Raw genomic sequence first — 21,496 nt, 5'->3', positions numbered from 1 at the left:
CCACATGCGCGACGAAAGGAAACCGACAGCCGTGCCGACCGTGGATCTCGCCAAGTGACCGGCCAGGAACGCGAACCGGATTGGGACGTGGAACCGCCCGTACTCGCCGCGATCGCGGCGCGGGCTGCGTCCCGAGTGGTCGGTGTGCAACGCCTGCAGAGCGGCCTCGTGGGTCTCACCGGAGCCGCCATACGCGCCGTCCGGCAACGGATCGCCGACGTGGATCCCGCCCCCACCGAGGGAGTACGGATCGAGGTCGACGACACCACCGGCAGCGTCGACGTCGAGATCGACCTGACGATCTCGCACTTCGAACAGGCCGCGGCGGTGGCACGGGCGGTGCAGCACTCGGTACACCGCACCGTCACCGATGCGACCGGGATCGCTCCGAGGAACGTCTCGGTGAACATCCTCGACGCCGACCCGGGGACGGCAGTGTGATCACCGAGAGAACCGACCTCGTGCAGGCGCTGCTCACCGTGCTCCGCGGGCTTCCCGGACTGCGCCCGGCCACTCCCGTGACCCGATCCTGGGTTCCCTGGGACGCCGACACCATGGCGTTGGACGTCGACGACCACACGGTGGAGATCCGGGTCGTCGCACTGGCCCTGCCGCTCGAACCGTTGCTGCGCGAAGCCGCCTCGGCGCTGGCACCGTCCTTGAACGACAGTGCCTGGCGGAACGCACGGCTCCGGCTCGTCGTGACCGACGTGGATCGTGGTGCGCTGGACTCGCTGCACGTTCCGGAGACGTAGACCACACGAACGGGTCGTGACGTTCTTCCGTCCGTGGGGTCTTTCCTGTGTAGGCATCCGATGAAGGAGGACGGCATGACCGAGACCGACAAGACCACCACGCAGGGTTCGGCGTCCAAGACGAACACGCAGGCCTCGGGGGGCGAAGTGGAGAAGTCCGGCACCAGCGCGCTGGTGACCAAGGACGGCACAACCACCATCGCCGACACCGTGGTGCAGAAGATCGCCGCGCTGGCCACCCGCGAGGTCTCCGGGGTCCACGACGTCGGCGGCGGCGCCGCGCGGGCCTTCAACGCGATCCGCGAGCGCATCCCCGGCGCCTCGGCTTCGAGCGGCCAGGGCGTCACGGTCGAGGTCGGCGAGAAGCAGGCCGCGATCGACCTCCAGATCCTCGTCGAGTACGGCGTCTCGATCGCCGATCTCTCGCGCTCGGTGCGGCGCAATGTCATCACCGCGGTCGAGCAGATGACGGCGTTGGAGGTCGTGGAGGTCAACATCCACGTCGGAGACGTGCACCTGCCCGGCGACGACACCGACGACGACCAGGCCGACAGCAGCCGCGTGCAGTGACCGGCGACGAGCTCCGGGCCGATCGGATCGCCGCGGCGCAATCCGTTCCCCGCGTCCGCCGGATCACACGGTGGCTCCCGGATCGCTCCGCCGATCCGGGTTCACACCACCGCTCCGGATCGGACACCGTCACCGGATTCCACGGCATCAGCGGATCGCACGGTGGCCGGCTCGGCCGGCCACCCGTCCGTCCGGCTGCTGCGCGTGGCGGCCGGCCGGACGGGTGACCCCCGGTCGTCGTGGGCTGCCGTTACCGGGCGGCGGCGCGCGAGGTCGGCGACGATGTGCGGGAGGTGGCCGCGACGTCGCCGGGCCCGGCAACCGGACCGGTCGTCACCGACATTTGCACCGATTCTTACGGCTCGCCTGAAGGGACACTGTCATGAGTATGACCCAGATCGGGTTACTTACCGGGCTCGTGCTGGGCCTCGCCGGAGCCTTCGGCGGGTTCGGCGCCTTCGTGTTCGTTCTCGTGTTCGGAGGGCTGGGACTGCTGGTCGGCCGCTACCTCGACGGCAAGCTCGACCTGTCCCAGTTCTCCGGGCGCGACCGGAACTGAGGCACGCATGATCGCCACGAGCATCGAGGAACGCGGGCAGACCACGATCGCCACGCGCACCGTCGAACGCATAGCCACGGCGGCGCTGACCGAAGTGGACGACGTCGGCGGCAGCGCCCGGCGCGTGTTCAGTATCGCCGTGGGCGGTGCTGATGACGCCCAGGACGCGCAGGTCACCGCCCAGGTCCAGGGAGAAGAGACCACGCTCGGCGTCCGCCTCTCCGTCGTCTATCCGACGCCGGTCTCGGCGGCGACCGAGGCGGCCAGGCAGCACCTGGTCCGCCGGGTGAGCGAGTTGACCGGCCTTGCCGTGTCGCGCGTGGACATCACGGTCACCGCGCTGCACGCACCGACCCGCGAGCGCAGGAGGGTGTTGTGAAGCGCCGTCCCCGCAGGAGCCTGCCGGCCTTGTTGGTGGCACTCGTCGTGCTCGCCGCGGGAGCGCTGGTCGCGATCACCGCGGTGCAGTTGCTGCTCGGTGAACCACCGTGGATCAGCTACGACGCGGTGGCACGAACCCTGCACGGTCTCCGGTGGGCCGACACCGCGGTACTTCTCGTCGGCATCGGCACGGCCCTGGTGGGCCTGTTACTGCTGCTGTGCGCATTCGTGCCCGGCGCGCGGACGGTCCTGCCGTTGGCACCCGGCGACAGCGGCGTGGACTGCGGTGCCGCACAGCGCAGCTACCGCAACGTCCTGCACAGCGCGGCCGCCCGAGTCGACGGCGTCAGCGACGTGAAGGTGAAGGCACGCAGCCGGTCGGTGAAGGCCGTCGTGCGCACCGACCGCACGAACACCGCAGGCCTGACCGAGGCGGTGGAGCGGGCCCTGGCACAGCGGATCGACCAGCTCGCGCCCGAACGCAAGCCGACGGTGAAAAGCAAACTCAAGGCCGCTAGGAGCAAATAATGCCCAGCCTCAACCGTCCCGCGAGGCTCAACCGAAGCGTGCTCGCGCTGTTCGGGTTGGTGCTGATCGCGGCAGGCGGGTTCGCGGTCGCGACCCATTTCGGCTGGCTGACCCTGTTCGGTCCGGACACTCGCCTGGTCCCGGGCACCGCACGACCGCCGACGTGGGCGCTGTACGTCGCTGCGGCCGCCGGTGTCGTCGTCGCACTGCTCGCGCTGGCGTGGCTGCTCGCACAACTGGCCCGCAAGCCCGCGACCACGACGTGGCGGTTCGAGCGGGAACCGGCGGCGGGCACGACCGAGCTGGCCGCGAGCACCGCCGTCGAACCGCTGCTGGCCGAGCTCGAGGCATACGACGGGGTGGCGGCGGCGCGCGGCACTCTCGCCGGGCGACAGGGATCCCCGGTCCTCACGCTCGTCGTCACGGCGGAGGCGGACGCCGATCCGGCCGAGATCCGCCGGCGACTCGAGTCGGAAGGGCTTCCCCGGCTCCGCCAGGCCCTCGAACTCGACACCCTGCCCACGAGAGCCGAGTTCCGTTTCAGCACCTCGACGAGCAGCCGCATCCGCTGATCGGCGGCGAACCGGGCGTCACCCCGCCGACCACTGCTGTCGGAGCGATGACACACGCGGGCTCGGCGCTCCGAACGCGTCCACCGCTGCACCCGAGGCGGCACCCGTCAGACCGGACCGCGCCGCGCCTCGGTCACCTCGGACAGGGCGGCTTCGGCCTCGCTCACACGACGGTCGGCGGCCTCGAACGCCTTACGGGCCGCGATGGTGCGGCGGCGCGCTTCCGCCTCGGCGGCCTCCGCCTCCCGGAGTTCGGTCACGGCGGCCCCGAGCGTCGCCCGCGCCTCGGCGAGTTCGGCGTTGCGCTGGTTGCGCAGTTCCCGCTGCTCCCGGAGCCGCTGTTCTTTGAGCTCCTGTTCCTTGAGCTGCCGTTCCTTGAGCTCCTGTTCCTTGAGCTGCCGTTCCTTGAGCTCCTGTTCCTTGAGTTCCTGCTCCTTGAGTTCCTGGTCCCGCAGCTGCTGGTCGTGCTGCTCCTGCTGTCGCAACCGCTGTTCGGAGCGCCGGCTCTCGGGTGAGTCCCGCTCGGGCGGCTCCTGCGGTTGCATGCCGCGCGGCTGGAGTTCCCCACGGTTCCGCTCGCGGCGTTGCCGTTTCTTGTCGCGGTGCTCCCGGTTCTGTCTCCCGGTCTGCGCCCGCCGCGCGGCCTCGCCCTGCCTCGCGGTCGACCGTGAACCTTCGGAGTCGACACCGGCGTCACCGCCGCCCTGCCCACCGCCGCGCTGTCCACTGCTGCTCCGACCCGCCGACGGCTCCACCGCTGCCGATCCGAGTTCACGACCGTCCACATCGGGCCCGGTCCAGCCGGTTGCGAACACGTCTCCCGGCTGCAGCACCGACACGAGACAGCCGCGGGCGACGGCCTCGCCCGCGTCGGCGTCCGTCACGGCGGCGTCGAACGTGTCGTGCACCTCGCGTGACACTTCCCGGCCCGCCTCCTCGGCCTCCAGTTCGGACAGCTCGCCGACCAGTTCACGCCGACGCTGCGACAGTTCCCGGATGCGGTCGCCGTCGAGCTCGCCGTGCGCGGCGCGCAGCTCGTCGCCGAGTGCGCGAAGTTGCCAGACCCGGCCGGGATTGCTGCGCGCGAACCGGTTCACCCGCGCCGCCGCGACGGTGGGTTTGCGCAGCTTGCGGACCCGAGCCGCCAGTTCGCGATCGCCCACGGAACGCGCACGTGCGTCCCGAGCTCGCGTGAACTCGGCGCGGTCGAGTGCGTACAGCTCATCGGCGACGTCCCGCAGCGCGGCATCCGCCACGACGGACTCCACCCGGGCGGCGTCTCCCCGGGTGGTGTCCTCCCGTGTGGTGTCCTCCCGTACGGGGTGCTCGTTCCCACCCGCGTCGGTGCCGGTTCGCGCGCCGTCGTCCATGCCGTTCAGCGTGCCGCACCATCGCCCGCCCGCGAAGACCTCCGGACCGCCGCCTGCCGGAAGTCCGAGGTCGACATCCCGGTTCCGCAGCAACGACCCGCCCGGCACACGGATCGCACGACCCGCGTGCCGGTGCGCACGTCAGGTGGCAGGAATCGGCTCGTCCGCCTCGAGCAGGGTCTTGAGGTCGGCCACGAGTTCCGGCCAGCCCTGGGAGACCATCTGCCGCATGGTGCTGCCGTCGGGGAACCCGTCGTGGGTGACGGTGAGCCGCACCTTCTCACCGCGGCCGTCGGGGTCACCGCGGCTCTCGATCTCGAACGTCACGGTGGAACGCGATTCGGCGGCCAGCTCGGCGCGCACGTCCTCGCCGATCCCAACCGAGGCCGCCCACTCCGGGGTGGGCGTGTGCCACGTGTAGGACAGTGTGCGATACGGCTCGGCCTCGACGACCTGCTGCGCCGGATCCTCGGTGCGGCTGCCGCCTTCCTGCCACACCATGGGCGAACCGGGCCGCCAGTCGGTCTCGAACTCCACGCCCCAGTAGCGGCGCGTGAACGCCGGGTCGGTCAGCGCCTGCCACAACTTCTCCGGCGTGGTCCTGATGTACGTCGTGTACACGAAAGCGGGCTCGCCCATCGGTGTCTGCTCCAATGCGTGTTTGAGGTCGGCGAGCGCTTCGACCCGCCTGCGGTCGTAGGTGTGGATCCAGCGATCCGAGATCGCGAGGATCGGCTCGGCATTGAGGTAGTGCAGTTTTTCCCTGCCCCGGCGAACCGCGGTCACGAGATTCGCCTCCTCCAGCACGGCCAGGTGTTTGCTCACCGACTGGCGCGTCATCTCCAGCTCCGCGCACAGTTCGCGCAACGCCTGCCCGTTGCGGGCGTTGAGGCTGTCCAACAGCCTGCGCCGACCGGGGTCGGCCAGCGCCTTGAAGACCTCGTCCATCCGCTCCCTGTCCCCAATAGGCAACCGTGCGGCTGCTTTTTCACAATAGGCACCCGGACGGTTGCATGTCAATCTGCGTCACATCCGGCCCTGATCCGCCGCGGCAACGACGTACCGTCGGAGACGTGGCGATTGACGAGATCGAGTTCTACTGGCGCCCCGGCTGCCCGTTCTGCATGATGCTCGAGGCCCAGCTGGACGCGACCGAGCTGCCCGTCCGGAAGATCAACATCTGGGAGGAGCAGGGCGCGGCCGATCGCGTACGCGCGGCAGCCGACGGCAACGAAACGGTGCCGACCGTCTACGTCGGGCAGCATTCGCTGGTGAACCCGAGCATGGCCCAGCTCGAGAACCTCGTCCGCACCGAAGCCCCCGGACTCCTCGGCGAATAACCCCGCTTTCACGGCGACTCTTTCACTGCGGCCTGTGGAACTGCGGCCGGTGGAACGCGGCCTGTGGAACGCGGTTTGACCGCATCCAGTTCGGGTAGCCGGGCGAGTGATGGATGCAGGTTCACCGCCGGACGTCGCAGACCTTCTGCGCTCGGCCGGGTTGCGCGTCACCGGGCCACGCCGGCGCGTACTGCGCTGGCTCGAACACCACCCGCACTCGACCGCGGACGCCGTATGGGCAGGCGTGCGCGGACAGCCGGCGTCGGTGTCACGCCAAGCGATCTACGACGTCCTGCGCGCCTGTGAGGAAGCCGGCCTGGTTCGTTCCATACAGCCGGCCGGCCACGCGGCCCGTTACGAGCGCCGCGTGCACGACAACCATCACCACCTCGTCTGCCAGTCATGCGGGCGGACGGAAGACGTCGACTGCGCCGTCGGCGCGTCGCCGTGCCTCACCCCGAGCGATTACCGCGGATTCGACATTTCCCAGGCCGAGGTCATGTTCTGGGGCCTGTGTCCTGCGTGCCTGCAGCGACGACGGTCCGCATCGGCCCCGGCCGCACAGGCTCCCGCTCCCCACGGCGGCTGACCCCGGCGACGGGCTCCCAGCCCCGCGCGGGAGAAGGCCGCGGAGATTCCCGATACCGACACACCCAGCGTGCAGGCGACGCGACGAGGAGGAACCGAAAGACATGGCCGCACCCACCAACCGCCCCGCCACCACCACCGACGCAGGCATCCCCGTCGAAAGCGATGAACACTCGCTCACCGTCGGCCCGGGCGGGCCGATCCTGCTGCAGGACGCGTACCTCATCGAGCAGATGGCCCAGTTCAACCGCGAACGCATCCCGGAACGGCAGCCGCACGCCAAGGGCAGCGGCGCGTTCGGGCGTTTCGAGGTGACCGGCGACGTCAGCCAGTACACGAAGGCGGCGCTGTTCCAGCCTGGCGCGAAAACGGAGATGGTCGCGCGCTTCTCGACGGTCGCGGGCGAACGCGGCAGCCCCGACACATGGCGCGACCCGCGCGGTTTCGCGCTGAAGTTCTACACCTCGCAGGGCAACTACGACATGGTCGGCAACAACACGCCGGTCTTCTTCATCAAGGACCCGATGAAGTTCCAGCACTTCATCCGGTCGCAGAAGCGCCGCGCGGACAACAACCTGCGCGACCACGACATGCAGTGGGACTTCTGGACGCTCTCGCCGGAGTCGGCGCACCAGGTGACGTGGCTGATGGGTGATCGCGGCATTCCGCGTTCCTGGCGCCACATGAACGGCTACACGTCCCACACCTACATGTGGGTCAACGAGAAGGGCCAGCAGTTCTGGGTCAAGTACCACTTCAAGACCGACCAGGGCATCGAGTGCTTCACCCAGCACGAGGGCGACCAGATGGCCGCGGCCGACACGGATTACCACACGCGTGACCTGTTCGAGCACATCGCGGCCGGCGACTATCCGAGTTGGACACTGTACGTGCAGATCATGCCGTACGAGGACGCGAAGACGTACCGGTTCAACCCGTTCGACCTGACGAAGGTGTGGCCGCACGGTGACTACCCGCTGATCGAGGTCGGCCGGATGACGCTGGACCGCAACCCGACCGACAACCACGCGGAGATCGAGCAGGCCGCGTTCCAGCCGAACAACCTCGTGCCCGGCATCGGGCCCAGCCCGGACCGGATGCTGCTGGGCAGGCTCTTCTCGTACGCCGACGCCCACCGCGCCCGCATCGGCGTCAACTACCAGCAGCTGCCGGTGAACGCCCCGGTCGTGCCGTTGCAGTCGTACTCGAAGGACGGCGTGATGGCGTACCGGAAGGTGACCGATCCGGTCTACGCGCCGAACTCGAAGGGCGGTCCGGCAGCCGACAGTGAGACCCACAGCCCGCCGACCTGGCAGGCCGACGGCGACATCACGCGTGCCGCCTACGTCTCACACGCCGAGGACGACGACTGGACCCAGCCGGGCACGCTCGTGCGGGAGGTCATGGACGAGAGCGCCCGCGACCGGCTGGTCGACAACGTCGTCGGGCATCTGCTGAACGGCGTCACCGAACCCGTGCTGGAGCGGGCGTTCGAGTACTGGAAGAACATCGACCCGACGGTCGGCAAGCGCATCGAGGACGGCGTGCGGTCGAAGCAGGCCGAGAAGGACCCGAAGGCGCACGAGCAGGCCAACCCGGCTCGCAGCAGCATGCAGCAGAAGGCCTGAGCAGGCAGCGACGGTTCGCCGAGCGGCCCGGATCCCGCGTGGGATCCGGGCCGTTTTCGTCGCGCGGATCGTCTCGCGCCGACCGTTTCCCGCAGCGGTGCCTCAGATGGCGGACGGGTGCCGCGTCAGCGCCTTCACCTGGATGTCCATGTACGGGAACAACGGCAGGTTGGACAGGATGTCGTGCAGTTCGTCGCCGGACGGCACGTCGAAGATCGAGACGTTCGAGTACTGGCCGACGACGCGCCACAGGTGCCGCCACGTGCCGGCACGCTGCAGCTCCTGCGCCAGGGCCTTCTCGTCGGCCTTGAGAGCGGCGGCCCTCTCCGGGTCCATGTCAGGCGGCAGGTTCACCTGCATCTCCACGTGGAACAGCATCGGCTTCCCTCCTGCTCGGGCCGGCTGTGATCCGCCGGCGGGGTGGCTCCGCGCAACCGAACTTGACACGTCCGGCAGGCCACCGCACAGTACCGAGTAGTCGAATAGCGAACAACTCATACGCATTGCGTCCAACATTGGGTCCAACATTGCGTGCAGCGCGAGGAGATCGGCCGTGGTGAAACCGCCGGAGGACAAGGACTACGTGCAGTCCCTCGAACGCGGACTCGCGGTCATCCACGCGTTCACCGATCGCGGACCGCGCCTCACGCTGGCGCAGCTCGCCCAGGCCACCGGCTTGTCACGACCGACCGTCCGCCGTGTCGTACTGACCCTGGAACGCCTCGGCTACCTGCGCACCGACGACCGCGAGTTCTCACTCACCCCGCGCGTGCTGACGCTCGGGGAGGCCTACCTGTCGTCGTTGAAGCTGACCGAGGTCGCCCAGCCGCACATGGAGAACGTCACGAAAGTCACCGGGCACACGTGTTCGCTGGCCGTACTCGACGGCGACGACGCCGTGTTCGCCACGCGCGTGCCGGCTCGGCCGGTCATGCGGAACACGTTGACCACGGGAACGCGCTTACCCGCGTACGCCACGTCGATGGGCCGCGTACTCCTCGCCGGACTGCCCGACCACGAACTGGACGCGTTCCTCGCCCGCGCACCGTTCTCCCGGTTGACGGCGAGCACGAAGGTCACCGCCGAGGAGTTGACGGCGGCGCTCGCCGCGACCCGCTCCCGCGGCTGGGCACTCGTCGACCAGGAATTCGAGGAGGGCGTGCGGTCGTTCTCGGCGCCGGTGCGCGACTCCCACGCCTCGACGGTCGCATCGCTGAGCATGTCGGTGCGCGCCGACGAACTGAGCGTGGACGAGATCCGCCACGAACTGCTGCCCGTGGTCATGGAGGCCGCGGCCGAGATCAGCAAACAGCTCGGGGCTGACGCCCCGCACACCCCTCCGCACGCCTGACCTCGCGTGTCCTGCACTCAGCAACGCGTGTCCTGCAGTGTTGCTCCTTCCTGGGCCCGTGTTGCGTTTTCCAGCGGTCGTGTTGCGCCTTCCGGGGACGCGGGTTGCGACTCCGGAGGCGTGGCGGTCGCTCTGCCAACCCGCGGCCGATCAGGCGAGTCCGGCGGTGCGTAGCTGCAACTCCACGGTTCGCGCGAAGTAGACGTCGGCCGGGTCGAGGGTGTTCGCGAACTGGCCGGTGAACTCCAGCGCCACGGTGCCGAACAGCTGCGTCCACGCATCGACGGCCCGGAGGATGACCACCTCGGGCAGGCCGGACAGGTCGAGTGCCGTCGCGATGGTGCGCGCCTGGGTTCGCAACGTGTCGTCCGGTTCGGCTCCGTCGGCGCGGAGGTCGCCCGCGTGCCAGGCGTCGCGCGCGATGCGCAGGAACGCGCCGGGGACCCGGCCCGCGGGCGCGACGGTGTCGTGCGGCGCGCGATAGCCGGGCACGGGGGTCCCGTAGAGCAGGGCGTACTCGTACGGGTGAGCGCGAGCCCAGGTGCGGAGCGCGTCCGCGGCGGCGCGCCACCGGTCGGCGGGGGTGCCATCGGAAGCCGACGCCGTGTCGAGCGTGTCACCGAGCGCGTTGTAAGCGTCGACGATGAGTGCCGTCAGCAGATCGTCGCGACTGGGGAAATAGCGGTACAGCGCAGACGAGACCATGCCGAGCTCACGCGCGACCGCTCGCAGCGAGAGGCCGTTCGCGCCGTTGTCGGCTAGCTGCCTGCGGGCCTCGTCCTTGATCTCGGCTGTCAGTTCGGCGCGGGCGCGTTCCCGTGCGGTGCGATGGGCGGGCATGACGTGATTCTCCCACCTGTGTGATCACTGCACCATACCGAGATCAGTGCTCTTGATTTTTGGAACGAGAGCGAGGATGCTCAAAGAGAGAGCAGTGATCTCACTTTTGACAGGCGATCTCAAGGAGGGGTGATGACCGAGAACGTGCGGTACCTGGAGCCCACACGACCGGCCGTCGTGTTCAACGCCGTCGTGGCGCGCCTGACCCGGCTGGGCGTCAGCCTGTGGGGCAGCAGAGTGCTGTCGGTGCAAGGGCGGAAAACCGGCGAATGGCGGTCGGTGCCGGTGAACGTGCTGACCATCGATGGTGCGCAGCACCTGGTGGCGGCTCGCGGGCACACCCAATGGGTGCGGAACCTGCGCGCGGCAGGCGAGGGCACGCTTCGAGTCGGCAGGCGGGTCGAGTGGTTCGGGGCCGTCGAACTCTCCGACTCCGACAAGCCGCCGATTCTCCGCGCCTACCTCAAGCGGTGGGCGTGGGAGGTCGGCTCGTTCTTCGACGGGATCGATGCGAAGTCGTCGGATGACGACCTGCTCGCGGCCGCACCGGGCGTCCCCGTGTTCCGCCTCTCGCCCGGGCACGACGGCTGACTCATCGACAGGCGACTGCGCCCGTCGGTGACGTCGACCGACGTGGGCCGGGCAACGACACGCGAACACCGTCCAGGCCCCGCCCGCGTGCGCAGGCACGATCCGCGCAAGCGCAACACAGCAGCCCGGGCGAGCACAACACGAGCCCTGGGACCCGCAACACGAACCCCGGAACCCGAAACACGAGCCCCTGGAGGAACAACACACGGGAGGGGCGAGCACAGATGCAGGACACGCGTGGCTGAGTGCAGAACACGCGCCTCCGAGCACAGATGCAGGACACGCGTGGCTGAGTGCAGGACACGCGCACGCGCGCGGGGTGTCAGCCGACCAGCAGGACTTCCAGGGTGCGCGGGCCGTGGACACCTTCGACGCGGTCGAGCTCGATGTCGCTGGTCGCGGACGGCCCGCTGATGAACGTCAGCGGACCCGACGGATCCAGCCGTTCGATCGCCTCGGGCACACTCACCACGATCTGGTCCGCCCTCACGACACACAGGTGGTAGTCGGGTACGAGCGTCAGGACACGCCTGCCCTGGGCGGGACCGGCGTCGAGCACGATGGTGCCGGTCTCGGCGATAGCGAGGGCACATCCGCTCAGCACGCCGTCGACCTCCTCCATATCGGACACCCCGAGCGGAGGGTCGTCGGGTAGCCAGGCCACGCCGGGAACCCGCCATTCCCCCGGCACGTCAGGTGGCACGGCGATGCGGCCACGGCCGTCGAGACGTTCGGCGATCCGGTACGGCAGTTCCCGCACGGCCGCCCGGTACACCGTCGCCCGGTAATCGGAGATGCGTTCGGCGAGCAGCTCGACGGGGTCGTCGGCATGACGGGCCCGTTCGTAGTCGCGCGGCACCGGGGGCGGTGCCGGCCGGTCGACGGCGCGGATCCGGCCGAGGATCTCGTCGCGCGCACTACCCACGGTTGCGCCTCCACCACGAGCGGAACGATTCCTTCGGCACCACCGGAGCGTCGCGGGTGTCCGTCCACTTCGAACCGGGCCACGGCAACGACGACAGGGTTCCGCCGCGCGCCAGGAACCGTGTGAGCGAGCCCGCCTTCTGCGCAGCCTCGTACCGTTTGCGATCGCCGAACACCCATGCGGCCGCCGACATGGCCATGGCCTCGGGCGTCCGCTTTCCCTTCGCCTCCACCACTTCCGCTCGCAGGTGCGTCAACACCTCGGGGATGTTGATCCGCACGGGACACACCTCGTAGCAGGCTCCGCACAGCGATGACGCGTACGGCAGCGACGCGGTCTGTTCGTCGTGCAGATCGCCGGCCAGCTGCGGCGCGAGGATCGCCCCGATCGGCCCGGGATACACGGACCCGTACGCCTGGCCGCCGGTGCGCTCGTAGACCGGGCAGACGTTCAGGCACGCCGAGCACCGGATGCACCGCAGCGCCTGCCGCCCCACCTCGTCGGCCAGCGTCGATGTCCGTCCGTTGTCGAGCAGTACGAGGTGGAACTTCTGCGGACCGTCACCGGGTGTCACGCCCGACCAGATGGACGTGTACGGGTTCATCCGTTCCGCTGTGGACGATCGAGGGAGCAGTTGGAGGAAGACCTCGAGGTCCTGCCACCGTGGCAGGACCTTCTCGACGCCCATCACGGTGATCAGCGTTTCCGGAAGGGTCAGGCACATCCGGCCGTTGCCCTCGGACTCCACCACGACGATCGATCCCGTGTCGGCGACGCCGAAGTTGGCCCCGGAAATCGCCACCTTCGCCGACAGGAACTTGCGGCGCAGGTACTTACGGGCGGCCTCGGCGAGCACGCGAGGGTCGTCGGATGCCGGCGGTTCGGGCATCTGCGCGAAGATCTCCTTGATCTCCGCGCGGTTACGGTGGATCGCGGGGACGAGGATATGCGACGGCCTGTCGTCTCCCAATTGGACGATGACCTCGGCGAGATCGGTCTCGATCGCGTTCACGCCGCCGTCGGCGAGCGCCTCGTTGAGGCCGATCTCGGCGGTCGCCATGGACTTGACCTTGACGACCTCGTCGGTGTCCTCCTCCTGCACCAGGTCCAGCACGATGCGGTTCGCCTCGTCGGCATCGCGTGCCCAGTGCACGACACCGCCACGCTCGGTGACAGCGGCCTCGAGGCGTTCCAGCTGGGTGTCCAGGTCCGCCAGCACTTCGTCCTTAATGGACTCACCGGCCTTGCGGAGTTCCTCCCAGTCGTCGAGTTCGGCCACGACCGATTCGCGCTTTCCCCGGATCGTGGTGGTGGCCTTGCGGAGGTTGCCGCGCAGTTGCGTGTCGCCGAGGGCCCGGCGCGCCGCGTCGGGGAACGTCGGGCTGCCCAGCCACGTCACGGGGTTGCGACCCACGGCTCCTCCTCTGTGCTCGCCAGAATCTCGGCCAGGTGCACCGGGCGCACACCCGTACGCAGCCGGGACAGGCCGCCACCGATCTGCATCAGGCACGAGTTGTCGCCCGCGGTCACGACCTGCGCGCCGGTGTCCTGCACGCACCGCATCTTGTCCGCGAGCATGGCGGTGGAGGTCTCGGCGTTCTTCAGCGCGAACGTCCCGCCGAACCCGCAGCACTGCTCCGCCTGCGGCAGCGGAATAAGCTCCAGTCCGGAGACGGCACGCAGCAGGCTCAGAGGCTTGTCGCCGACACCCAGCATGCGCAACGAGTGGCACGTCGGGTGGTAGGTGACGCGGTGCGGGAAGTGCGCGCCCACGTCGACGACACCGAGCACGTCCACCAGGAACTCGCTCAGCTCGTACGTGCGCCGGGCGGCGGGCGATGTGCCGCACAGGTCCGGATGGATCTCCCGCACCATGCCCGCGCACGAGCCGGACGGCACCACGACGTGGTCGTAGCCGTCGAACACCTCGGCGTAGGCGCGCGCCATCGGACGCGCGTGCTCGGCGTATCCGGTGTTGAAGTGCATCTGCCCGCAGCAGGTCTGGTCCAGCGGGAAGTCGACGTCGCAGCCGAGCCGTTCGAGGAGTCGCACCATGGCCTTGGCGGTCTCGGGGAACGCCGTGTCGGTGAGGCACGTGGGAAACAGTGCGACGCGCGGTCCACTCGTGCGCCGACCGCCAGCGTCCTCAGTGGACGGCGGACCGCTCGCTCCGTCGCCGTTCTGCACACCCCGAGCCTACGACGTGCACGGCGCTTACGCGAGCGTTGCGGACCGCGTGGCTCCTGGGCTAACGTCGAGATCGTGACTGCCGGGTCGGCCATGCGTGGCCACGCACGAGAGAGGTTCCCGGTCATCGCGTGATCGCGCGGTGGCCCCGGAGCTGCTCACGAACGCGGGGCCCGCCACGACGCACTGCTTTTCGACGGTTCGAATCCTCAGGCCCTCTCCGAAAGCAGTGCGTACATGAACGATTTCAACAGACCGATCATCGACGAGTTCCGTGCCGCGGGCGGCCGTGTCGGCGGCATGTTCGCCGACGCCAGACTGTTGCTCCTCACCACCACCGGCGCGAAGAGCGGCCTGCGGCACACCACTCCGCTGGCCTATTTCCCCGACGGCGGGCGCGTACTCGTGATCGCCTCGGCAGCGGGCTCGGATCGGCATCCCGACTGGTTCCGCAACATCGAAGCGGACCCGCGCGTGACCGTCGAGGACGGCGCGTTCACCTACGACGCCCACGCCGAGGTACTCGACGGCGAGGAGCGCGACACCGTGTTCGCCCGTGTCGTCGCGGCCGAGCCCGGCTTCGGGGACTACCAGCGCAAGACCACGCGAACCCTGCCGGTGGTCGCGCTGACACCGGTCGCCGACGGCCCACCGGGCGGTGGTTCGCTCGCGGACATATTGGTGGGCATCCACGACGGATTCCGCCGCGAGCTCGAGCGGATCCGGAAGGAACTGGCCGATTCGGGCCCGACGCTGGGAGTGCAGCTGCGCATCAACTGCGTGACGCTGTGCCAGGGCCTGCACAATCACCACGTCGGCGAGGACATGGGCCTGTTCGCGGCCATCGGCGCCAGGCACCCGGAGCTGACAGACACCCTCACGCGGTTGCGCGGCGAACACGAAACGGTCGCCGACCTCACCGCCGCGATCCAGGCGGCCGTGCGTGACGAGTTGCGGGACACCGCACGTGCCGAGGTCGAACGGCTCGCCGGCGAACTCGAACGACACCTCGATCACGAGGAGGAGCAGCTCCTGCCCGTGCTCAGAGCGATGTGACGCGGGCCGGTGTCACCGCGGGTGGCACCGGGCGTCGCCGGACCTACGGTGAACCGGTCGCGGACCCGGCCGTGGCCACGAGCCGTTCGACGAGACCCGCCTTGAACCGCTCGCGCTCGACGACGTCGAAGCCGTGCCCCGTGAGCAGTTCGAACGGCCGGCGCAGGAAGTGTTCGCCGGCCTGCCGGACGGTGACGGCCTCGAGTAGTCGTTGCAGCACGCGGACAACACGCGAGGTGCCCGCGACGTGGTCGACGAGGATCAACCGCCCACCGGGCCGGAGCACGCGGGCCATTTCACCGAGCGCGGCGTCGTGGTCGGGGATCGCGCACAGCCCGAGCGTGCAGACCACCGTGTCGAACGAGTCGTCCGGCGACGGCAACTCCTCGGCGCCCGCCTGGCGGAGCGTCACGTCGCGGCCGAACTGTTCGGCCCGGCTGCGAGCGCGATCGAGCATGCGCGGGGAGATGTCGATGCCGGTGACGCGGACGTCGTCCGGGTACAGCGGCAGGTTGAGTCCCGTGCCCACGGCTACGTCGAGCACCTCGCCCCGCGCCCGCGACGCTGCCCACTCTCGGGAATCACCGAAGAGCTTGCGTTCCCATCTGGTCATCTGCCGGTCGTAGTCGTCGGCGTGGGAGTCCCAGTACCGCTGCCAACGCGTGCTGTGGGTCGTCACCCGGGTGAGTCTGCCGGACACACCCCGCGGCAGCGACCCACAGAACCCTCGGACACGACGCGGCCCCGGACACCCTCGAGGGGCTGTCCGGGGCCGCGGGTGGGTGTCACTTCGACGAGTCGTCGCTCCCGGTCTGGTAGACGTCCGGCACGCCGTCGGCGTCCTCGTCGCGGTTCTCGATCTCGTGCAGCCGCTTGTACACGCGGTTGCGGGCCCTGAGCACGATGGTGCCCAGCACGGCGGCGAGGATCGAACCGGAGAGGATCGCGATGCGGACGTGGTCGTCCTCCGGCGTGCCCACCCCGAAGGCGAGTTCGCCGATGAGCAGACTCACCGTGAAGCCGATACCGCCGAGCAGGGCGAGACCGACGGCGTCGACCCAATTGAGCCCTTCGGCCATGCGGCCGCGGGTGAGTTTCGTGGCGAGCCACGCGCCGCCGACGATGCCGATGGTCTTACCGAGCACGAGGCCGGTCATGACGCCGAGCGAGACCGGCTCCTGCCAGGCTTCGACCAGGCCGGACAGGCCGCCGATCGGAACGCCTGCCGCCATGAAGGCGAAGATCGGCACCGCCACACCGGCCGACAGCGGGCGGAAACGGTGCTCGAAGTGCTCGGCGAGGCCGGGGCCGGCGTCCGGGCCGCCGGCCCGCTCGCTGCGGATCACCGGCACGACCATGCCGAGCGCGACGCCCGCGATGGTCGCGTGGACACCGGAGGCGTGCACGAGCGCCCAGGTGACGATGGCCAGCGGCAGCAGCAGATACCACGAGCGCACCCGTTTCTGCACCAGGAAGGTGAAGATGCCCAGCGGGACGAGCGCCAGCAGCAGCGGGCCGATCGCCAGGTCGTCGGTGAAGAAGATCGCGATGATCAGGATCGCGATGAGGTCGTCGACGACGGCGAGCGTCAGCAGGAACATGCGCAGCGCGGCGGGCAGGAACGGCCCGGCGACCGCGAGGATCGCCACGGCGAACGCGATGTCGGTGGCCGTCGGGATGGCCCAGCCCTGCGTGGCGCCGCCGATGTTGAAGGCGACGTAGATCAGGGCCGGCGCGACGACACCGCCGATCGCGGCGACGACGGGAACGATCGCCTTACGGATGTCCCGCAGGTCGCCCGCGACGAACTCGCGTTTGAGCTCGAGCCCGACGACGAAGAAGAAGATGGCCAGCAGGCCGTCGGCGGCCCAGTGGGAGATCGTCAGGTCCAGGTGCAGCGATTCGGGGCCGATCTTGTACGACACCATGGACTGATACGCCTCTGACCAGGGCGAGTTCGCCCACAGCAGGGCAACCACGGCACCGATGATCAGCAGCGCGCCGCCGACGGTCTCCTTACGCAGGATGTCACCGATTCGGCGGGTCTCCGACCACGATCCGCGACCAAACGTGTCGTAGTCGTGGGAAGACGATTGCGACATTCACACTCCAGGGGAAGGCAGCGGTCAAGACCATTGCCGACCAGACTTCCCGGCGCACCTGGCCGCCAGGATAGTGGCCGCGCACAGGAACACTAGCCCCTTCGCGCCGTCTCGGCCGAGTACGAACGCAGCCGGGTTGACACGGTGACCAGGCGTTTTCGTGGACACTCCAGCATACTCCGGCGATCCAGTGACACACTGTGACATGTACCTCGAATGCCGCCACCTCGCGGAAACCCGACCCACCGCGACGCCGTCGTCACCCTGCGAACACCTCTCCCGCGGTCAGAGCTGAGACCGAACGAGCCGGCGCCGGGGAAGGGGACGGGGAGAGGCGGGGACAGCGAAGTGAGGGGGCGCCGGCCCTTGCTGGGGGTCCAAGGGCCGGCGCCGGCGCGACCCCCTGGGGGAGGGAGGGTGCGCATGGGGGAAGAGCGGCCTCGCGGCCCTCAATGACGCGCACTCGCCAAACTCACCCATCCGGGTGAGTGTTCGCCTCCAGTCCTCGTGTTGTTCCCGCCCGTCGCCCGACCAGCCTGACCGGCACGCTGGCCGCGCGACCGTGCTTTCGAGCCCGTGTTGCGGGTTCCAGGGGCCGTGTTGCGGGTTCCAGGGGCCGTGTTGCGGGTTCCAGGGGCCGTGTTGCGGGGCCCGTTGCCGCACCCGTCCCCGACCACCGCACCTCACCGACATGCCGACACACTGACGCGTATCCACGGCCGGCGTGACCGGTTCACGACTCGGCGACGAGTTCGACCTCGAAGCCCTCGCTGTTCTCGAGGAACGCGGCGTAGTGATCGGGACCGCCCGCGTACGGGTGCCGATCGGCGAACAACAGCCGCCAGCCGTGGGCGGCTCCTTCGGCGGCGAGCCGGTCCACGTCGCCGCGCCCGCCCGCCCAGAACGCGACGTGATTCATGCCCGCCCGCAGCCGATCGTGCGTTCCGGAACGGTCGGGCCCCGCCTCCAGCACGACGTACCCGGCCGTGTCGTGACGCCAACTCTGTCCGTCGCGCCAGTGGTCGGAGCACACGTATCCGAGTTCGCCGAGCAACCAACCCCACTCGCGTTCGGCCCCGGCGAGGTCATCGACCCACAGTTCCAGGTGGTGCAGGGCCCCCGTTCGGGTCATTCGCCGGTCTCCCCGTCGATGGCCTCGCGCAGCAGGTCGGCATGGCCGTTGTGGCGGGCGTACTCCTCGATCATGTGGAGCAGGATCCACCGCAGGTTCGGCGCGCGGCCGTCCGGCCAGGGCGTCTCGGCGAGCCGCTCGAACCCTCCGTCGGCGATCGCCTCAGCGGCCAGCCTGCGGGAGCTGTCCACAGTGTCCTTCCACAGTCCGAACAGCTCCTCCGGCGTGTCGCGGGCGGCGCTGCACCATTCCCAGTCCGGGTTCCGGCTCCAGTCCACCTCGTCCCACGGCGGCTCGGCGGGCAGTCCGTGCAGCCTGCGCGCGAACCAGTGGTTCTCGACGAAGGCCATGTGCTTGAGTAGTCCGCCGAGGGTCACCGCGGAGGCCGATGTCGTCCGCCGCAGCGCGTCCGCACCCAGCCGCGAACACTTCCATTCGAGCGTCTGCCGTTGGTAGTCGAGAAAGCCGAGGAGCTGATCCTCCTCGCCACCTTCGAGTGGTGGCTCGGTCCTGCCTTGCTCGTCCACGTCTACATCGGACATCGACATCGTCTCCTCACCCGTACTCGGCGGTGACCAGCGACCCTAGTCCGACATCGGCGTGTCCGATACGGTTCGACGCAGTTCACGACGCCGTGCCCACCGGAACCCGGGAGTGCCCGCAGTCATGCTCGAACCGACCGTGGAACCCACGGCCGAAGCCGCCCGAACCGCCGCGCAACAGTTCATCGACCTAGCGTTGTCGGTTCTCGACCCGGCCGTCCCGGTGCCCGCCACTCCACCGTGGACGATCGCCGACGTCTTCGGTCACGTCGCGATGGAGCCGCGGCGCTACCGCGACCTCGCCCGTGGGCAGGGCGCGTGGCCGTCGCGGGCTGCCGACCTGCCCGACTTCAACGAACAGCAGATCGCATCGCTGCCCACCGACGACCTCGGGACACTGGCCGGTCTGCTGCGGGCCGATCTCGACGACTTCCTCACCACGATCGACGAACTCGGCCCGGACGCGCGAATGATGTTCGACGGCGACCAGGAGATCCGCGTCGACCGTTCGCTCGGCACGCTGCTCGGCGAGTTCATCGTCCACGGCCACGACATCGCAACCGCGCTGGGCAGGTCGTGGCCGATCGACCCCGAGCACGTGCCGATGGTGCTGACCGGCATGCACCAGGTCATGCCCGGCTGGATCGACCGCGACGCCGCGGCGGGCCACACGGCGACCTACCACGTGCGGCTGCGCGGCGGCCCCATGCAGATCTACTCCTTCCGGGACGGCGCACTGACCATCGGCGAGAGCGGCCGTCCGCACATACGCATCTCCGCCGACCCGGCCACGTGGCTGCTGTTGGTGTACGGCCGAGGAAACCCGACGCGCGCCGCTCTCACCGGGAAGGTCGTGGCCTACGGCCGCAAGCCGTGGTTGGCCTCCGGCCTCGCGAAGCGGTTCCTGCCGCCGTGAGGGGCCGCCGTCGGCACCTCACCACCTCGCCCAGGCGTCGGGGCGGGTTCCGTCGACGTCGGTGACGCAGTACTCGCGTGCCAGGTCGCCGGCGGTGACCGAACGCTGATTCCAACGTGCGCGATCCGCATCGGCGGCCAGCGCGGCGATGCCGCGCCCGACGAACCGCGGGGTCTCGGACTCCGAGAAGTCCGCGGGCGCGACCGGTCCGTCGGCACGTTCCGGGTTCAGCGCGTCACGCCAGCTGTCCTCGGTGACGCCGAAGTGCTCCAGCATCATCTCCGAGCGCATCCAGCCCGGCGTGACCGCGACGGCGCTGCCCCCGTGCGGTGCGAGTTCGTGCCCCTGGGAGAAGGCCAGCCGGTTCACCGACGCCTTCGCCAGGTCGTAGAACACCGAGATCCGATACGTCGAGGCGTTGATCTCCGTGGTGCCGTCGGTGACCTCCACCAGCAGCCCACCGGGACGCTCGATGAGCAGTGGCAGCAGGAAATGCGACGTCACCAGGTGCGTTTCGACGGCGAGTCGCAGCATGCGCAGCCCGGCCTCGAGGTCGAGACGCCAGATCGGCGTGTCCCACTGCGGCGGGCCGCCCGTCAGTTCCTCGCCGCCCCAGATGTCGTTGACCAGCACGTCGAGGTGCCCGAATTCGCCGCGGACCCGGTCTGCGAGCGCGCGGACGCTGTCGTGTTCGAGGTGATCGACCTGGACGGGCACACCCGTGCCGCCCAGCGAGGTGACCAGCTCGGCGGTCTCCTCGATCGTCTCGGGACGGTCGTAGTCCGACGCCGTGTTACCGGCGCGCGAGCTGCGCCCGGTGCAGATCACGGTCGCCCCCGACTCGCCCAGCGCCGCGGCGATCCCACGGCCCGCACCGCGCGTCGCCCCGGCCACCAGGGCCACCTTGCCGCGCAGGCTCCCGCCCGGATCTCCGTCGCCGCCCAGATCTCTGTCTAGCTCTCCGTCACGGTCCACGTTCCCGTCACCGTCCGGCACGACAGCCCCCTTCCGCTCCACCACCGATGGTCGCCGGTGACGCTACTCGCGACGTCCGACAATTCCGGTGCCGCGAGAATGCCGGGCATGGACGAGGTGACGATCCGTACGGCACGCGACGACGAGCTGCCGTTGCTTGCAGACATGCGCTGGCGCTGGGTGATCGATCGCGGCGACGAACCGGACACGACGCGGGACGCGTTCGTCACGGCATTCGTCACGTGGGCGCGGGCGCACGTCGAGGCGCACCAGCCACTGATCATGCTGCGGGGCGGGACGGTCATCGGCATGGCGTGGCTGGCGCTGCAACCGCGGGTGCCGTCGCCGCGGTCGACCGACCGGGTGACGGGCGATCTGCAATGCGTCTACGTCGCGCCGGAGCACCGATCGGCGGGGCACGGGGACCGGCTCATCGAAGCGGCACTGGCCCGGGCACGCGAACTGGGCCTCGAATCGGTGACGGTGCATTCGAGCGAACGTGCCGTCACGGCGTACGAACGCCGAGGGTTCGCCGTGTCGCCGAGGCTGCTGCAGCTGAGACTCTGATCCGGCCGTAGCCGCCCGGTC

27 protein-coding genes are annotated in these 21,496 nt (G+C 69.5%); 15 read left to right on the top strand and 12 right to left on the bottom strand.

Features of this window, described 5'->3' with window-relative positions; all coding sequences use genetic code 11:
* The first annotated feature begins 54 nt into the window (after window positions 1-54).
* The 7 genes from FB384_RS10395 (at window position 55) to FB384_RS10365 (ending at window position 3,365) form a co-directional block, all read left to right on the top strand.
* Window positions 55-441, top strand: coding sequence for an Asp23/Gls24 family envelope stress response protein (locus tag FB384_RS10395; RefSeq protein WP_183782056.1), 387 nt, complete (start codon window positions 55-57; stop codon window positions 439-441).
* Window positions 438-755 (top strand): hypothetical protein, encoded by a 318-nt coding sequence (locus FB384_RS10390; protein WP_258937007.1) that lies wholly within the window; start codon window positions 438-440, stop codon window positions 753-755. Before FB384_RS10395 ends, FB384_RS10390 begins: the two co-directional genes overlap by 4 nt.
* Before the next feature lie 75 nt (window positions 756-830).
* Window positions 831-1,325 (top strand): Asp23/Gls24 family envelope stress response protein, encoded by a 495-nt coding sequence (locus FB384_RS10385; protein WP_183782053.1) that lies wholly within the window; start codon window positions 831-833, stop codon window positions 1,323-1,325.
* Window positions 1,326-1,707: 382 nt separating this feature from the next.
* Window positions 1,708-1,884, top strand: a complete 177-nt coding sequence (locus FB384_RS10380) for a hypothetical protein (RefSeq protein ID WP_183782051.1) — start codon at window positions 1,708-1,710, stop codon at window positions 1,882-1,884.
* 7 nt (window positions 1,885-1,891) lie between these two features.
* Window positions 1,892-2,263, top strand: coding sequence for an Asp23/Gls24 family envelope stress response protein (locus FB384_RS10375; protein ID WP_183782047.1), 372 nt, complete (start codon window positions 1,892-1,894; stop codon window positions 2,261-2,263).
* Window positions 2,260-2,793 (top strand): DUF6286 domain-containing protein, encoded by a 534-nt coding sequence (locus FB384_RS10370; RefSeq protein ID WP_183782044.1) that lies wholly within the window; start codon window positions 2,260-2,262, stop codon window positions 2,791-2,793. Before FB384_RS10375 ends, FB384_RS10370 begins: the two co-directional genes overlap by 4 nt.
* Window positions 2,793-3,365, top strand: a complete 573-nt coding sequence (locus FB384_RS10365; RefSeq protein WP_183782041.1) for an alkaline shock response membrane anchor protein AmaP — start codon at window positions 2,793-2,795, stop codon at window positions 3,363-3,365. Before FB384_RS10370 ends, FB384_RS10365 begins: the two co-directional genes overlap by 1 nt.
* A gap of 107 nt (window positions 3,366-3,472) precedes the next feature.
* Here FB384_RS10365 and FB384_RS10360 read toward each other — a convergent pair whose 3' ends face one another.
* Together FB384_RS10360 and FB384_RS10355 are read right to left on the bottom strand one after the other, a co-directional pair.
* Window positions 3,473-4,735: a hypothetical protein gene (locus tag FB384_RS10360; RefSeq protein WP_183782038.1), complete on the bottom strand. Its 1,263-nt coding sequence runs from the start codon at window positions 4,733-4,735 to the stop codon at window positions 3,473-3,475.
* A 141-nt stretch (window positions 4,736-4,876) separates the two neighbouring features.
* Window positions 4,877-5,683, bottom strand: coding sequence for an ArsR/SmtB family transcription factor (locus tag FB384_RS10355; RefSeq protein ID WP_183782035.1), 807 nt, complete (start codon window positions 5,681-5,683; stop codon window positions 4,877-4,879).
* Window positions 5,684-5,808: 125 nt separating this feature from the next.
* On the opposite strand from FB384_RS10355, the gene FB384_RS10350 reads away from it, so the two are divergent.
* From FB384_RS10350 to FB384_RS10340, 3 genes are all read left to right on the top strand, one after another.
* On the top strand, window positions 5,809-6,075 hold the full coding sequence (locus FB384_RS10350; RefSeq protein ID WP_183782032.1) for a glutaredoxin domain-containing protein: 267 nt from the start codon (window positions 5,809-5,811) through the stop codon (window positions 6,073-6,075).
* Between the two features lie 109 nt (window positions 6,076-6,184).
* Complete coding sequence (locus FB384_RS10345; protein ID WP_183782030.1) at window positions 6,185-6,664, top strand: Fur family transcriptional regulator; 480 nt, start codon at window positions 6,185-6,187, stop codon at window positions 6,662-6,664.
* A 103-nt stretch (window positions 6,665-6,767) separates the two neighbouring features.
* The gene (locus FB384_RS10340; RefSeq protein ID WP_183782028.1) at window positions 6,768-8,291 is read left to right on the top strand and encodes a catalase; all 1,524 of its coding nucleotides are present in this window, start codon (window positions 6,768-6,770) and stop codon (window positions 8,289-8,291) included.
* A 102-nt stretch (window positions 8,292-8,393) separates the two neighbouring features.
* Here the strand turns inward: FB384_RS10340 and catC are convergent, their stop codons facing one another.
* Entirely contained in the window at window positions 8,394-8,669 is a 276-nt protein-coding gene (gene catC, locus FB384_RS10335) for a muconolactone Delta-isomerase (protein WP_183782025.1), read from the bottom strand.
* Between the two features lie 175 nt (window positions 8,670-8,844).
* Here catC and FB384_RS10330 point away from each other — a divergent pair, with 175 nt between their 5' ends.
* On the top strand, window positions 8,845-9,642 hold the full coding sequence (locus FB384_RS10330; RefSeq protein WP_258937003.1) for an IclR family transcriptional regulator domain-containing protein: 798 nt from the start codon (window positions 8,845-8,847) through the stop codon (window positions 9,640-9,642).
* Window positions 9,643-9,792: 150 nt separating this feature from the next.
* Here the strand turns inward: FB384_RS10330 and FB384_RS10325 are convergent, their stop codons facing one another.
* A complete protein-coding gene (locus FB384_RS10325) occupies window positions 9,793-10,482 on the bottom strand; it encodes a TetR/AcrR family transcriptional regulator (protein WP_183782022.1) in 690 nt (229 codons plus the stop codon).
* Between the two features lie 132 nt (window positions 10,483-10,614).
* Between FB384_RS10325 and FB384_RS10320 the strand changes: the two genes are divergently transcribed.
* The gene (locus FB384_RS10320) at window positions 10,615-11,073 is read left to right on the top strand and encodes a nitroreductase family deazaflavin-dependent oxidoreductase (protein ID WP_183782020.1); all 459 of its coding nucleotides are present in this window, start codon (window positions 10,615-10,617) and stop codon (window positions 11,071-11,073) included.
* Window positions 11,074-11,395: 322 nt separating this feature from the next.
* On the opposite strand, the gene FB384_RS10315 is transcribed toward FB384_RS10320, so the two are convergent.
* Genes FB384_RS10315 through FB384_RS10305 form a run of 3 tightly spaced genes read right to left on the bottom strand, consistent with a single transcriptional unit; the run spans window position 11,396 to window position 14,104 of the window.
* Window positions 11,396-11,998 carry a LutC/YkgG family protein gene (locus tag FB384_RS10315; protein ID WP_183782018.1) on the bottom strand — a complete coding sequence of 201 codons (603 nt, stop codon included), beginning with the start codon at window positions 11,996-11,998 and terminating at the stop codon, window positions 11,396-11,398.
* Window positions 11,991-13,412 (bottom strand): LutB/LldF family L-lactate oxidation iron-sulfur protein, encoded by a 1,422-nt coding sequence (locus FB384_RS10310; protein ID WP_183782016.1) that lies wholly within the window; start codon window positions 13,410-13,412, stop codon window positions 11,991-11,993. The genes FB384_RS10315 and FB384_RS10310 overlap by 8 nt, the downstream gene beginning before the upstream one ends.
* Window positions 13,394-14,104: a (Fe-S)-binding protein gene (locus FB384_RS10305; protein WP_221213166.1), complete on the bottom strand. Its 711-nt coding sequence runs from the start codon at window positions 14,102-14,104 to the stop codon at window positions 13,394-13,396. Before FB384_RS10305 ends, FB384_RS10310 begins: the two co-directional genes overlap by 19 nt.
* A 318-nt stretch (window positions 14,105-14,422) precedes the next feature.
* Between FB384_RS10305 and FB384_RS10300 the strand changes: the two genes are divergently transcribed.
* Window positions 14,423-15,241, top strand: coding sequence for a nitroreductase/quinone reductase family protein (locus FB384_RS10300; protein WP_183782012.1), 819 nt, complete (start codon window positions 14,423-14,425; stop codon window positions 15,239-15,241).
* Between the two features lie 43 nt (window positions 15,242-15,284).
* Here FB384_RS10300 and FB384_RS10295 read toward each other — a convergent pair whose 3' ends face one another.
* The 4 genes from FB384_RS10295 to FB384_RS10280 form a co-directional block, all read right to left on the bottom strand.
* On the bottom strand, window positions 15,285-15,920 hold the full coding sequence (locus FB384_RS10295; RefSeq protein WP_407676075.1) for a class I SAM-dependent methyltransferase: 636 nt from the start codon (window positions 15,918-15,920) through the stop codon (window positions 15,285-15,287).
* Window positions 15,921-16,026: 106 nt separating this feature from the next.
* On the bottom strand, window positions 16,027-17,343 hold the full coding sequence (gene nhaA, locus FB384_RS10290; protein WP_183782009.1) for a Na+/H+ antiporter NhaA: 1,317 nt from the start codon (window positions 17,341-17,343) through the stop codon (window positions 16,027-16,029).
* A 733-nt stretch (window positions 17,344-18,076) separates the two neighbouring features.
* Window positions 18,077-18,475: a VOC family protein gene (locus FB384_RS10285; protein WP_183782006.1), complete on the bottom strand. Its 399-nt coding sequence runs from the start codon at window positions 18,473-18,475 to the stop codon at window positions 18,077-18,079.
* Window positions 18,472-19,017, bottom strand: coding sequence for a DinB family protein (locus tag FB384_RS10280; protein ID WP_221212689.1), 546 nt, complete (start codon window positions 19,015-19,017; stop codon window positions 18,472-18,474). The genes FB384_RS10285 and FB384_RS10280 overlap by 4 nt, the downstream gene beginning before the upstream one ends.
* 124 nt (window positions 19,018-19,141) lie before the next feature.
* Here FB384_RS10280 and FB384_RS10275 point away from each other — a divergent pair, with 124 nt between their 5' ends.
* Entirely contained in the window at window positions 19,142-19,933 is a 792-nt protein-coding gene (locus tag FB384_RS10275; RefSeq protein WP_183782000.1) for a maleylpyruvate isomerase family mycothiol-dependent enzyme, read from the top strand.
* An 18-nt stretch (window positions 19,934-19,951) separates the two neighbouring features.
* Here the strand turns inward: FB384_RS10275 and FB384_RS10270 are convergent, their stop codons facing one another.
* Window positions 19,952-20,908, bottom strand: a complete 957-nt coding sequence (locus FB384_RS10270) for an SDR family oxidoreductase (protein WP_407676074.1) — start codon at window positions 20,906-20,908, stop codon at window positions 19,952-19,954.
* A gap of 108 nt (window positions 20,909-21,016) precedes the next feature.
* On the opposite strand from FB384_RS10270, the gene FB384_RS10265 reads away from it, so the two are divergent.
* Window positions 21,017-21,475, top strand: coding sequence for a GNAT family N-acetyltransferase (locus FB384_RS10265; RefSeq protein WP_183781997.1), 459 nt, complete (start codon window positions 21,017-21,019; stop codon window positions 21,473-21,475).
* The last annotated feature ends 21 nt before the right edge of the window (window positions 21,476-21,496 follow it).

Origin of the sequence: Prauserella sediminis (assembly GCF_014195435.1) — a bacterium.
In the GTDB taxonomy this organism is placed as follows: domain Bacteria; phylum Actinomycetota; class Actinomycetes; order Mycobacteriales; family Pseudonocardiaceae; genus Prauserella; species Prauserella salsuginis.
The sequence above is the reverse complement of the archived record's forward strand: the minus strand, read 5'-3'. Positions and strand labels throughout refer to the sequence as shown.